Origin of the sequence: Rhodococcus sp. Eu-32 (genome assembly GCF_003336925.1) — a bacterium.
GTDB classification, from domain to species: Bacteria; Actinomycetota; Actinomycetes; order Mycobacteriales; family Mycobacteriaceae; genus Rhodococcoides; species Rhodococcoides kyotonensis_B.
Map to the genome: position 1 here is coordinate 72,352 of NZ_QGNK01000020.1, position 13,093 is coordinate 85,444.

Genomic DNA, 13,093 nt, shown 5'->3' on the forward strand with positions numbered 1-13,093 from the left:
TACCGTGAGCCGCGCGCGCGATCGTTTGTCCCCGGCGCCTGTCGACGAAAGTGGAGAACCGAGATGAAGTTCGCTGTCCCGGGAGTTGTTGCTGCGGTGGTCGGCGCGGTGCTGGGCGCCGGCGTCGTGTTCGGAGTGACTGCGGCGGCGTCGGACAACACCCGTCCCGACATCGATCGTTCCGGAAATGCCGACTCCTCGCTGCTGAACCAGGTTGAGTACGGCAGCCGCTGACGCTCCTGCTTCGATCTCTTCCGAACCACTCGGTCGACGGTGGCTGCTCGGCGTCTCCGCCCTCGCGTTCCTTCTCACCTTTCTCCAGGTTCCCGGCTTCACTGTTGCGGACACCAAATACGACCTGACCCAGAACCCGCTGGGCTTCCTCGCGCGCGCTGCGCACCAATGGACGTCGCAGGCGCCGCTCGGTCAGGTCCAGAACCAGGCGTACGGCTACTTCTTTCCGCACGGAGCGTTCTTCGCGCTCGGTGATGTTCTGTCGATTCCGCCGTGGGTCACACAGCGCATCTGGTGGGCGCTGCTGCTGATCGCGGGTTTCTGGGGAATCGTTCGACTTGCCGAGGCGCTCGGTGTCGGAAGCCGCAGCTCGCGCATCGTCGCGGCGTTCGCATTCGTTCTGTCGCCGCGCGTGATCACGACTCTGGCGTCGATCTCGTCGGAGACGATGCCGATGATGCTCGCGCCGTGGGTGCTGATCCCGATCGTGTGGGCGTTCCACCCGGGTTCCGACAGGTCGCCTGCACTCCGCAAGCTCGCCGCGCAGTCGGCCGTCGCCGTCGCGCTCATGGGTGCCGTCAATGCCGTTGCGACGGCGGCCGCGTGCCTCGTCGGCGTCGTCTGGGTACTGTGCCACCGACCGAACAGTCGCTGGATCCGGTTCTGCGCGTGGTGGGCAGGCTTCCTCGTCCTCGCGACACTGTGGTGGATCGTCCCGCTGCTGCTACTGGGCAGCGTCAGCCCGCCGTTCCTCGACTACATCGAATCATCCGGCACCACGACGCAATGGGCGTCGCTCGCCGAAATTCTGCGCGGCACGAGCAGTTGGACGCCGTTCGTCTCCCCCGAGCGCGTCGCCGGCGCCGTGCTGGTCACGCAGCCGGCGGCCGTCGTCGCGACGGGTGTCGTCGCAGCGGCAGGCGTCATCGGCCTCGCGATGCGGTCCATGCCTGCCCGGGGACGCCTCACCGTCCTGCTGTTCGTCGGCATCGTCGGACTGACCGCGGGCTACGTCGGCGACCTGAGCTCGCCGATCGCGGACTCCGTCCGACTATTCCTCGACACGGCAGGTGCTCCCCTGCGCAACGTGCACAAGCTCGAGCCGGTCGTTCGAATCTCGTTGGTACTCGGGCTCGCTCACCTCCTGGCACGTGTTCCGTTGCCCGGCTCCGCGCCGTTCCGGACATGGACCACAGCGATCGCACACCCCGAACGCGACAAGATGGTCGCCGTCGCCGGGCTCGTCCTCGTCGCTCTGACGTTCTCGACGTCACTCGCCTGGACCGGCAAGCTCGCCCCTCGCGGTGCCTATCAATCCATTCCGCAGTACTGGCACGATGCGGCCGACTGGCTCACCGAGAACGCGTCGGGAACGAGTCCCGACGGCTCCGACGCCGACCGCGCCCTCGTCGTCCCCGGCGCCCCCTTCGCCCTGCAGACGTGGGGCCTGACCCGCGACGAACCGCTCCAAGCATTGGCGACGACGCCATGGGCCGTGCGTGATTCGGTGCCGCTCACCCCTCCCGGCGCGATTCGCGCGCTCGATTCCGTCCAACGCCTCATCGCCGACGGCTCCCCGTCGGCGGGTCTCGCGGACACGTTGCGCGGTCAGGGAATTCGCTACGTCGTCGTGCGGAACGATCTGGAACCGGAGACCTCTCGTTCCACCCGTCCCGTGCAGGTGCATGCGGCACTCGACGGATCCCCGGGACTGACGCGCGTCGCCGAGTTCGGTGACGAGATCGCCCCCGGCACGGTGGAGGGCGTCACCGTCGACGGCGATCTACGGCCCCCGTACCCGGCAATCGAGATCTACGAAGTCGAGTCGACGGCAGGGGTGTCCGGCCCCTACGCCGTCGACCTGGATCGCGTGCCGTTCGTGCAGGGTGGCCCGGAATCGGTGCAGCGCTTGAACACTCGGCGTAACTCCGGCGCTCCGGACCCGGTCCCTGCCGGTCCCGTCATCCTCGCATCCGACGCGGCCGCCGCAGGCATGGACGTCGACACGGTCACCGTGACGGACACCCCGATGAATCGGGAAACGGATTTCGGGCAGGTCGACGACCACAGTTCCGCGCTGCGTTCGATCGACGAACCGCGACGGTCGCTCAACGAAGTGCCCGACTATCCGGTCGACGGCGCCGACACAGTGAACGCGGAATGGGAGGGCGCGACCATCACCGCGTCGAGCTCCGCCTCGGATTCGACGCAGATCGGTGGCACGAAGCCCGGCAGTGGCGTCGCGGCAGTCGTCGACGGCGACCTCGCGACGGCCTGGGTGTCCAACGGCATCGAAAGCGCTGTGGGACAGTGGCTTCAGGTCGAGTTCGACACTCCGATACGCGGCGGACTGCTCCATCTGCGCACGAGTCCCGGCACCATCGGCGACCCCGTGAAGTGGCTCGAGATCACCACACCGAACGGCAGCACCGCGGCCCGCGTCGACAGGCCGGGTGATCCGTTGACGGTGTCGCTTCCCGGTGGCTCCACGCCCTGGGTGCGAATCACTGCGAAATCGACAGTCGACGGCACCCGAGGAAGCCAGTTCGGCATCAGCGAGCTGTCCGTCGACGACTACTCCGATCGCGATGCGCCGCGACCGGTGTCGATCGTTCACCGTGCGGTACTCCCTCCCGTGACCGACGGTGCGCGCGTGAAGGAGTGGGACCTCGGCCAGGAATTCCCCGGTCGCCCTGGATGCCTCGACACCGCCGATCGCATCCGGTGCAGCAGCGGCCTGTCGCAGCAACCCGAGGAACTGGGCAGGTTCTCGCGAACGTTGTCGGTTCCCATCGGAACTGCGGTGTTGCCGGAACTGACGCTGCGCACTCGACAGAGCCCTGAGCTGGAAGCGCTTCTGTCCCAACCTGATCGGCCTAGGGCGAGTGGCGCGTCGGACGTCGGCGATCTGCACGGCTCGGCGTTCGCGGCCACCGACGGCGACGACCGCACGTCGTGGACGGCACCGCAGAAGAGCGTCGAGAAGCGAGCGGGAACTCAACCGACCCTGACGATAGATCTGCCCGAGCCGACCCTCGTCGACGGTCTCGCCCTGACGCCGAGCGTCGGCACCCTACCCGCGCACCCGACGCGCGTGGCCGTGAATCTCGGTGCCGGACCGCAGGTTCGGGACGTGGACACGGACGGGACCACGACCGTCGACCTCCAGCCACGGGTGACCGACCGTATCGTGCTGTCGATCGTCGACTGGGACGACGTGTTGGACCGGAACTCACTCGGCTTCATCGTCCCGCAGCCGCCGGGTCTCGCCGAGGTGACCGTCCTGTCCGGCGGACAGGAAGTCGGCACAGCTGCCGACGGGGTCACTCGTGCCGGCTCCGCTCCCGCGAACGAGGACCGCGAGATCACCGTCGGATGCGACGTCGGACCGATCGTGTCGATTGCCGGGCAGACCACCCGCGCGTCGGTGACCGCGACGGCAGAACAATTCCGTTCCGGTGCACCGCTGCAGGCGACGATGTGCGAGGGTGTGTTCCCGGTCCCGAACGACAGGCTCAACCCGACCCCGCTGCCGGAAGGTCGACAGGACGTCGTCGTCGATCCGGGTGCGGCGTTCGTCGTCGACGGAATGCGACTGCGCACCATGCCCGTTCCTGCATCTGCAACCGATCGTTCCGCAGGCTCCACTGCTGCCGAGACCACGCAGGCGAACACCCCCCGCCAGGTGACGACGTCGGCGTGGGAAGAGAACCACCGTGAGATCCTGCTGAGCGACTCGACGACCGATCAGCTCCTCGTCGTCCCCGAGAGCAGCAACATCGGTTGGCGCGCAACGACTCCCGACGGCACCGTACTCGAGCCCGTCGTCGTGAACGGGTGGCAGCAGGGCTGGATCGTTCCCGCAGGAGTCACTGCGGTGACGCTCGATTACCCGTCGGACACGTGGTACCGCCTCGGCATCTTCGGCGGCCTGTTACTGCTGATCCCGTTGACCTTCTTCGCTTTCCGTCGGAGCCGAGAGACCGACACACCCGCCCCGGCGCCCTGGCGCAGTCCGATACTCGCCTGGACGTTCCTACTCGTCGCAGCAGCGGTCGTCGCGGGTGTCGCCGGGGTCGTCACGACGGCGGCTGTCGGTGCACTCGGCTGGTGGCTTGGCCGACGCTTCGGACCGGACATCGCCGCGACGACGCTCGTCGCCACCGCAGGCGTCGGCACCCTGCTCTCGATGGGTCTGCTGTCCAAGGGGCCGTGGCGCGACGCGGACGGCTACGTCGGGCATTCGTATCTCGTGCAGTTCTCGGCACTCGTCGGCATCGCGGCTTTGGCGGTGAGTGCGCTACGCACCCGTGCGTGAAAAGTTGGTCCATGGACCGACTTACCGCGCACGGGTGCGCAGCGCCCGCCTCGCCGGCTCCTCGATCAAGGCGTAGCTCGCCGCGGCGACCGGAATCGACAGGCCGACGGTCACGACCAACACCAACAGGAAATGGCCGGAGAACGGGATGAGACCGAACACCGGGAAGACCATCGCCAGCACGACGAGATGCCAGATGAAGATGCCATAGGACCAACGACCGAGCGCGAGCGTCACCGGATGTTCCAGCACGCGGTGCTTCCGACCTTCGTCGGCGAGGACGAGCGGCGACAACATCGCGAACGCGAGGATCGCGCCCAGCGTCACCTTGACCGCGAACTGCCACGGCTCGGGACGCACCAATCCTTCCGGCCCGGCGAGAGGCGTCGCCGACAGGGCGAACGCCACCACCGCAATGGACGCGGCAAACACCCTGTGCCCCATGACGCGATGCATCCACGTTCTGGAACTCGTCGAATACTCGGCCAGCAGCATGCCCGCCGCGAACCAGGCGAAGTAGCCGGGCAGCCAGTTGTCGTGATGGATGGCGTCGGGCGTCGACACCGGGATGAATGCCCAACTCAGACTCGCGAGAGCGACGACGAACAGCACCGGCCGCCGGAATCGTGCTCGGTCACCACGCAGTCCGAGCATCGATACGGCAATGAGCGGCAGCACCAGGTAGAACGCCACCTCGACCGACAGACTCCACATCTGAGTCATGCCCTCGGTGAGCGTCAACGGTACGAACACCTGTGTCAGAGACAGATTCGCCGCCCACACCCGCCAACTGCTTCCCGTGTTCGGCAGGAACAACAGCACCAGCGCCACGACGACCCAGTACGCGGGCAGAATGCGGACCGCCCTCGACCAGAAGTACCGCAGGATGGGTTGGGCCTGGCCGAGGCCCCGTGCGTGAGCCGCATGCGGCCGCCACAGCAGAAAGCCCGACAGCGCGAAGAACAACGCGACGGCGAGATCGAATCGTCCCCAGATGCGGCCCAGGACGGCCGAGTTCGCGGCACCGGTCTGGAACGCGACGTGCGTGACGATGATCCCGATGGACGCGAAGGCGCGCATCCCCTCGAGCGAGGGAATGAACCCACGCAACGGAACGACTTCGCGCGGAACGGAGACAGTCGGTGTACTCATCGTCGACCAGTCAAGCACTTACGTTCGTGAAAGTTGACCATGATCGGGCGTGCCCGCGACTGCGACGCGTGATCACTGTTACTGTCACCTGCGACGTGGCGATACCAATCGGACACTCCAGGTCGGGGACGCGGGCGTTCACCCGAGCTGACGGGGGTGGAAGCAGCGGCACGCCGGGAAATAAGACTAAGGAGACTGTCACATGGCGGAGCGCTCAGGGCCGAGCCGGATTGTTGCCCTCGTTCTCGTTGGCCTGGGTGCATTCCTCGTGATCGCCGCGATTCTGATACCGACCTACACGGTGTCGCGCCTCGAGAAGACCCCACTGGACCTCGAGGTCACGACGGTGTCGACCGGAACGGGCAGCGTGCTCAACGCCGCATCGCTCACCGCGGGTCGCGCACAGGTCGACCAGAACGTTCCGCTCGTGTCGCAGCGTTTCGTCACCGTCGAGGAGCCGTCGGGCGCAACGGACATGACGCTGCAGGCCGGACAGACGTTGCGCCGCAGTGACAAGCAGGGCGACACCGGTCTGCTGACCGCGACCGTCGACCGCGTCACCGTCGACCGCGTCAGCTCGATGCCCGTCGACGATCCGATCGGCAGCATCCAGGTGCAGGGTGATAAGCCCGCCGAGGAAGTGCAGCACACGGGCCTTCAGTACAAGTTCCCGTTCAACGCCGAGCAGAAGAGCTACCCGTTCTTCGACATCAACGCTCGCGCGTCGAAGGACATCGATTTCGTCGAAGAGACCGAGATCAACGGCACCAAGGTCTACAAGTACCAGCAGGATGTCGGACCGGTCGATCTGTCGACGGTCGTCAACACCCCGACCAACAAGGTCACGTTGCCTGCGGCGACGTGGGGCGTCGAGGGCGGCGAGGCTCCGGTCACGATGACGCGCTGGTACGAGAACACGCGCACGGTGTGGGTCGAGCCGGAGACCGGTGTCATCGTCAAGGGCGAAGAGCAGGTCCACCAGTACTACTCGCGCACCGCGGGCCAGCCCGAGGTCGACGTCCTGAACGCCCCGATCGCGTTCGACGAGAACACCGTCGAGTACCAGATCCAGCAAGCCAAGGACGGTCAGGACAAGCTGTCGCTGTTCGGCCGCACGCTCCCGATCATCGCGGGCATTCTCGGAGTCATCTCACTGATCGCAGGCATCCTGCTCGGCCTGCGCGGCGGCCGCGGCCCGCGTCAGCCTGCACGCACCGGTGGACCGCAGCGCACCGACGACGGCGGCTACGCCCCGCGCACCGAGCCCGTCGGCCGCGACTGGACGACGGACCGGACCGAGGAAATCCCCCGTACGAATCTCTCGAAGGAGTAGGCGACTTCGTCGCCCGTGAGTGGGAATGTGTAGCCCGCTATACATTCCCACTCACGGGCGCGACGCGCCTATCGCGACTGCGCTCATCACCGCCGCACACACCGCAGCGACGGACGCCGCGACGGTGACGAACTGGACCACTGTCGACGCCACCGTCACCAGAAGCACCACCTCGACGACGAGGCCGACCCAGGCGACGGCCGCGAGGCGAGTTCTGTTGCCCGCGATGGCCCACAACAATCCGCTCTGCAACACCGCGAGGCACGCGCCCTGCAGCGCGAAGATCCACACATACCCCTTGACCGGTGCATAGGCGTCGCCGACGAGGAGCGGCAACAGAGGCGACGCGACGGCACACCCCACGACGAGCACGGCCCCGATTCCGGCGACGACCGCAAGCGCGGATCGAAGCGCCGACGCGGACTGCTTCGGGTTCGCCATTCTCGGATACAGCACGACGCCGACGGCTTGAGGCAGCCAGAACGCGGCCTTCGTCGCGACCGCACCGAGTGCGTAAAGACCGGCTTGGTCGTCGTCGAGCAACGCCTTCACGAGCACGAGATCGACCGAGGACAGCAAGATCAACGCCAGTTGCACCTGAGATGCGGCGAGCACTTCGACGACGCTGAGCCGGGATGTCGACGGCCCAGTCGTCGTTCGAGTCGCAAGCCGAGCGCCGACGGCCACGATCGACGTTCCCACCGCACTGGCCGCCAGGACGATGCCCGGCCCACCTCCGAACGCCAGTACGACGACCGCGGGCACGACCTTGCCGAGACCCGCGGCAGCCAACACGATGCTCAACGTCCCGAAACGCGCAGAACCTTGCAGCAACCCCTGTTCCGTCGCCAACACGACCAGCACGGGCGCGACGACCAACGCCGACACCGTCGCCAGCACGCCCGTCTGCAGCGCCCAGGCGACCACCGGCGATGCGACCAACGCCAGGACCGCGACGACGGCAGCGGACCGATATCCGAGCGACCGCAGCTCACCGCTGTTCCGCCCCCGCACGACGTCACGCGCGACGACGGACTGCAGCGCGAGCGCGGGCACCGCGAGAACCAACTGCGCGGCGAGCAGGCTCGCGAACTCGGCGTAGCCGGCGAGGCCGAGGAAACGGCTGGCAGGCAGGTGAAGCAGGTACGACGCGGCGTTGGCCGCCATCGACCCGGCCGTGACCATCGACATCCCGGCGACCGCCGAGGTGCTGACGGTGCGGGACGGCATGGGGACACGGTATAGGGTCCCGTGAGTGGCGTGGACGCAGCGCGGCCGGACGGCCGCACCGGCAGCGTTCAGCCTGATCGTCGCGCTCGCCGTCGTCGGGCCCCTTCTCGGCCCGGGCTACCTGCTGATGCGCGACGCGGTCAGCACCCCTCGCTCGTACCTGACCGACGCCGCTCTCGGTACGACCGATGCCGCCGCCCGAGCGGTGCCGCAGGACGCGTTCGTGGCGACGCTGTCGACCGTCGTCGACGGCGGAATCGTCGTCAAGACCGTGCTGCTGCTCGCGCTGTGGCTGGCCGGGTGGGGTGCAGCGCAGATGGTGCGAGTGTTGCTTCCCGTCGCGTCGACGCCCGCGCTGCTGACGGCGTCGACCGTCGCCGTCTGGAACCCGTACGTGGCCGAGCGTCTGCTGCAGGGGCATTGGTCGCTGCTCGTCGGCTACGCCGCAGTGCCGTGGACTGTCTGTGCCGCCCTGACCCTTCGCCGACGCGGCCGCTGGGCCTCGCTGGCAGCCTGTCTCGCCGCTGCGGGTCTGACGCCGACGGGTGCGCTGCTCGCGGCGTCGGTCGCGATCGTGCTCGCGGTGACTCCAGGCGGCGTGCATCGCGCCCGTCGAACCGTCGTGACACTTGTGCTGGCCGTCGCGGCCTCGCTGCCGTGGCTCGTCGCGACCGTCGTGTCCGGAGGTGGAACCGAGGGCAGCGACCCGGCCGGAGTCGCAGCATTCGCGGCCCGCGCCGAACCAGGCCTCGGCACGATCGGCAGTCTCGCCGGACTGGGCGGCATCTGGAACTCCGACGCCGTCCCGCCGACTCGCACGTCCGTGTTCGCGCTGTTCGGAACGGTGTTGCTGCTGGCAGTCGTCGCGCTGGGTCTCGCACCGCTGTGGCGGCGTCGACGCAACCCGTACGTGCTCGCGCTGGGTGTCGTTGCGGCTGTCGCAGTTCTGGGCCCCACGCTGGGCGCGACCGGCCCAGGCCTGCGCGTCGGCGAATGGGCTGTCTCGAACGTCCCCGGCGCGGGACTGCTGCGCGACGCCCAGAAGTGGGTTGCGTTGGCGATGCCGTTCTACGCACTCGCGGCCGCGGCCGGAGTCGTCTGGGTCGGTGTGCGACTGCGCAATCGATGGCTGCCTGCGGTCGCCGCGATGCTGGCCGTCGTCGTCGCGCTGCCCGACCTGGTGTGGGGCGTCGCCGGGCAGGTCGAGCCGGTTCGCTATCCGTCGTCGTGGACCACCGTCGCCGAAAGACTCGAGAACGAAGCGGGCGATGTAGCCGTCCTCCCCGCGGGCATGTTCCGGATCTTTCCGTACAGCGGCGACGCGCCCGTGCTGGATCCGGCGCCGCGCATGCTGCCGCTCGACGTGCTGCAGACCGGCGAACTGATCGTCGCGGGCGGCACGGTCCGCGGTGAAGGATCACGAGCGGAGGACGTCGGGTCCGTGCTGGTGGCCGGCGGCGACGTCGAACGACTGCGAGAACTCGGCGTCGCGTGGGTGTTGGTGGAACGTACGACGCCCGGGCAGCTCGGCGACTCGCAGCGCACGCTGGACCAGCTCGAGAACGTCTACTCGGACGACGAATTGGCGTTGTACCGCGTTCCGGACGCACGGGAGAGAGCTCGATCGTCGGCCAACCGGGTGGTCGGCGCGGCACATCTGGTGTGGATCGCGCTGCTCGTCGGCGGGGTGAGCGTCGCGGTCTACAGGCGCAAGACCTGAGCCGGCCCGGGCGACACCAGCCCGGACACGTGCGCACCCCTCGTCGACGCCTCGAGAACGTTGCGCACGCCGTGCGCGCATTGCTCCCACGAGAACTCCCGCGCGCGGACGCGTGCCTTCTCACCGAGATCGGCACGCAGGTCGGCGTCGAGCAGAAGATCGGCCACGGCATCGGTCAACGCAGGAACGTCACGCTCGGCCTCGTCGGAGCCGACGAGCAAACCCGTCACGCCGTCGATGATGGAGTCCGTGAGGCCCTTCGAGCTGCGGTATCCCACCGTCGGAACACCGTGCTGAGCCGCTTCGACGACGGCGAGACCCCACCCCTCCTTGCGCGACGGCATCACATGCACCCACGACTGCCCGAGGAGTTCGTGTTTGCGAGCCTCGTCGACGTGGCCGTGGAAGGTGACTGCGTCGTCGATGCCGAGTTCGGTGGCGCGCTGCCGCAGGTTGTCTTCCCACCAACCGCCGCCGATGACGTCGAGATGTAGGTCCGGAACACGCGGCCGCAGGGCGGCGACGGCGGCGAGCGCGTCCTCGATCTGCTTGTGCGGCACCAGACGCGACAGCACGGACAGCGACGGATGAGCGGATCGAACGTCCTCGGGGGCCCCGGGCGGAAGCGCGTCGACGCCGTTGCGAACGACGGCGATGCGGTCACGATCGACCCCGAGGGCAACCAGCTCGTCGGCCGACGGCAGCGACACCGTCAGATACTGATTGCGTCGATGCACCCGCGGCGACACGACACTCTCGAGCCACCAGCCGAGCTTGGCCATCAGCGGACCCGCTACCGGCCACTGCTCGCGATGGCAGTGATGCACCAGCAACGTCACCGGGGCGGCCGCGGCGAGGCGCGAGAAGAAGGGAATGCCGTTCTGGGTGTCGACGACGGCGTCGGGCCGGATTCCGCGCAGAGGCCCGAACCCGAGCCGACCAGCGACGATGGCAGCCAGAGCCCGCGGGTACACGCTGAGACGACCACCCCCGCGACTGATGCGGATGCCGTCGACCATCTCCTCGGCGGGAGCCCCCGGGTACGACGCCGTCCGCAGCGTCACTCGAACTCCGCCTCGCGCCAGACCCGCGCCTACCTGCTCGAGGTAGCGCTCGCTGCCCCCACCTTGCGGGTGGCCGGTATCTCGCCAGCAGAGCAGCAGCACCTCTTGCACAGCTTCCCCCATCACGGCCACGAAACACGAACTCGAAACACCCTAGCGGTTCGTCCGGCCCAGCGAAGCTCGACGCGTCAGCTTCACATACTCTTTCTGCTCGTGTCGTACTTCAGGAGCCGCAGGTCCGGGGTCACCCGCTACTTCGCGAAACGCGCGACACTGCGTCGATCGGTGAGCCTGCTGAAGGACTTCGGACACGAACAGACCGCCCCCGACATCTTCTACGGCGCACTCGCCCGCGACTCCGTCGAGCTGATCGGTGACCTCTACCGCGGCCTGACCGGTGACGAGCTGCGCGACCGCGTCGTCGTGGATGTCGGTGGTGGTCCCGGCTACTTCGCCCAGGTGTTCCTCGACAGCGGCGCCCGGTACCTCCCGGTCGAACCGGACCCCTCCGAGATGCACGCCGCAGGACTGCAGGTGCACGGCAGCGTGCGCGGTTCCGGGATGGCACTGCCGTTCCGCGACGACAGCGTCGACATCTGTTTCTCGTCGAACGTCGCCGAACACGTGCGTGAACCGTGGACGATGGCCGAGGAGATGCTCCGCGTCACCAAACCCGGTGGCCTGATGGTGCTGTCGTACACGCTCTGGCTCAGCCCGTTCGGCGGTCACGAGACCCGGCCGTGGCACTACGTCGGCGGTCGATACGCCGCCGAACGCTACCGCCGAAAGCACGGCCGCGACCCGAAGAACCTCTTCGGAGAATCCCTGTTCGACATCGGTGCCGCCGACGGATTACGTTGGGCGCGAAGCACTTCCAACGGTGATCTACTCGCGGCATTCCCTCGCTACCATCCGCGGTGGGCCTGGTGGCTCATCGACATCCCGTTCGTTCGGGAGCTACTCGCGAGCAATCTCGTCGTGGTCCTGCGGGCTTCCTAGAACCGAGCGCGGGCACCGGTACCGTGGAACGATGACTGCGCTGGCATTGGACATCGGAGGAACGAAGATGACCGCGGCGGTCGTCGCCGAGGACGGGCGCCCCGGCGAAGCACTGGAAGTTCCGACGCCCCGGACGGACGTCTGGAAGGCCTGTTCCGAGCTGCTCGACGCGGTAGCCGTCGGCAGCGACATCGACCGCGTCGGAATCGCGTGTTCCGGGCCTGTCGACACCGTCGCCGGATCCGTCGCACCGATCAACATCCCGGAATGGAAGGACGGCTTCGGCCTCCGCGAAGCGGTAGGAAAGCAGTTTCCCGACGCGTCGGTGACGGTCGCCATGGACGGCGGATGCGCCGCGCTCGGCGAGCACATGTTCGGCGCTGCGCAAGGCGTCGACGACGTGTTGAGCATCGTCGTGTCCACCGGGATCGGCGGCGGCCTTGTTCTCGGCGGTGAGATCGTGCACGGACGCAGCGGAAATGCGGGCCACATCGGCCACATCGTCGTCCCCGGTTCGACGACGCCGTGCACGTGCGGCGGCCTCGGCTGCGTCGAAACGGTGTCCAGCGGGCCGTCCGCGGTGCGCTGGGCTCAGGAACAGGGATGGGAAGGCTCGACGGGCGCCGAGCTGGCCAGGTCCGCGGGGGACGGTGACGTCGTCGCGATCACGACGCTGCAGCGCGCGGGCGTCGCCTTGGGGCAGGCCATCGCGTCGGCGGTGGCGCTGGTGGACGTGAACCTCGTCGTCATCGGGGGCGGATTCGCGCAGGCCGGGCCACCGCTGTGGGATCCGATCAAAGAGTCGGCGGCACTGCACGCGCGACTGCGCTTCCTCGACGACCTCGCCATCGTGCCCGCGAAACTCGGCGGGGCCGGGACGCTGACGGGCGCGGCGGTTCTGGCGGCTGCGCCACCTGTGATGCTCCTATGAGTGTCAACTTCCGATTTTTTGTGTGAGTAGCTGGAACATTTCGCGGGCGACGGCTCGTTTGAGGCAGCGGATGATGTCGCGTTTGCTTTTGCCTTGGGCGAGTCGTTTGTCG

At 67.9% G+C, this 13,093-nt stretch carries 9 protein-coding genes; 6 read left to right on the top strand and 3 right to left on the bottom strand.

Annotation, left to right across the window (positions count from 1 at the left end):
* Positions 1 to 63 precede the first annotated feature (63 nt).
* The gene (locus tag DK926_RS21290) at positions 64 to 234 is read left to right on the top strand and encodes a DUF2613 domain-containing protein (protein ID WP_084423591.1); all 171 of its coding nucleotides are present in this window, start codon (positions 64 to 66) and stop codon (positions 232 to 234) included.
* On the top strand, positions 215 to 4,552 hold the full coding sequence (locus DK926_RS21295; protein ID WP_165839642.1) for an alpha-(1->3)-arabinofuranosyltransferase: 4,338 nt from the start codon (positions 215 to 217) through the stop codon (positions 4,550 to 4,552). The genes DK926_RS21290 and DK926_RS21295 overlap by 20 nt, the downstream gene beginning before the upstream one ends.
* A 21-nt stretch (positions 4,553 to 4,573) precedes the next feature.
* Here the strand turns inward: DK926_RS21295 and DK926_RS21300 are convergent, their stop codons facing one another.
* Entirely contained in the window at positions 4,574 to 5,704 is a 1,131-nt protein-coding gene (locus DK926_RS21300) for an acyltransferase (RefSeq protein WP_207890879.1), read from the bottom strand.
* Between the two features lie 202 nt (positions 5,705 to 5,906).
* Here DK926_RS21300 and DK926_RS21305 point away from each other — a divergent pair, with 202 nt between their 5' ends.
* The gene (locus DK926_RS21305; protein ID WP_068420383.1) at positions 5,907 to 7,037 is read left to right on the top strand and encodes a DUF3068 domain-containing protein; all 1,131 of its coding nucleotides are present in this window, start codon (positions 5,907 to 5,909) and stop codon (positions 7,035 to 7,037) included.
* 51 nt (positions 7,038 to 7,088) lie between these two features.
* On the opposite strand, the gene DK926_RS21310 is transcribed toward DK926_RS21305, so the two are convergent.
* A complete protein-coding gene (locus DK926_RS21310) occupies positions 7,089 to 8,267 on the bottom strand; it encodes a polysaccharide biosynthesis protein (RefSeq protein ID WP_114332076.1) in 1,179 nt (392 codons plus the stop codon).
* Between the two features lie 25 nt (positions 8,268 to 8,292).
* On the opposite strand from DK926_RS21310, the gene DK926_RS21315 reads away from it, so the two are divergent.
* Positions 8,293 to 9,987 (top strand): hypothetical protein, encoded by a 1,695-nt coding sequence (locus tag DK926_RS21315; protein WP_207890880.1) that lies wholly within the window; start codon positions 8,293 to 8,295, stop codon positions 9,985 to 9,987.
* Here DK926_RS21315 and DK926_RS21320 read toward each other — a convergent pair.
* Positions 9,969 to 11,162: a glycosyltransferase family 4 protein gene (locus DK926_RS21320; RefSeq protein ID WP_114332075.1), complete on the bottom strand. Its 1,194-nt coding sequence runs from the start codon at positions 11,160 to 11,162 to the stop codon at positions 9,969 to 9,971. The genes DK926_RS21315 and DK926_RS21320 overlap by 19 nt on opposite strands.
* A 102-nt stretch (positions 11,163 to 11,264) precedes the next feature.
* Between DK926_RS21320 and DK926_RS21325 the strand changes: the two genes are divergently transcribed.
* Together DK926_RS21325 and DK926_RS21330 are read left to right on the top strand one after the other, a co-directional pair.
* On the top strand, positions 11,265 to 12,050 hold the full coding sequence (locus DK926_RS21325) for a class I SAM-dependent methyltransferase (RefSeq protein ID WP_114332056.1): 786 nt from the start codon (positions 11,265 to 11,267) through the stop codon (positions 12,048 to 12,050).
* A gap of 31 nt (positions 12,051 to 12,081) precedes the next feature.
* Positions 12,082 to 12,981 carry an ROK family protein gene (locus DK926_RS21330; protein ID WP_114332057.1) on the top strand — a complete coding sequence of 300 codons (900 nt, stop codon included), beginning with the start codon at positions 12,082 to 12,084 and terminating at the stop codon, positions 12,979 to 12,981.
* Positions 12,982 to 13,093 lie beyond the last annotated feature (112 nt).

Coding starts and splice junctions, on each gene's coding strand:
- DK926_RS21290 (WP_084423591.1), top strand. CDS start 64: ATGAAGTTCGCTGTCCCGGGAGTTGTTGCTGCGGTGGTCGGCGCGGTG.
- DK926_RS21300 (WP_207890879.1), bottom strand. CDS start 5,704: ATGAGTACACCGACTGTCTCCGTTCCGCGCGAAGTCGTTCCGTTGCGT.
- DK926_RS21305 (WP_068420383.1), top strand. CDS start 5,907: ATGGCGGAGCGCTCAGGGCCGAGCCGGATTGTTGCCCTCGTTCTCGTT.
- DK926_RS21310 (WP_114332076.1), bottom strand. CDS start 8,267: ATGCCGTCCCGCACCGTCAGCACCTCGGCGGTCGCCGGGATGTCGATG.
- DK926_RS21330 (WP_114332057.1), top strand. CDS start 12,082: ATGACTGCGCTGGCATTGGACATCGGAGGAACGAAGATGACCGCGGCG.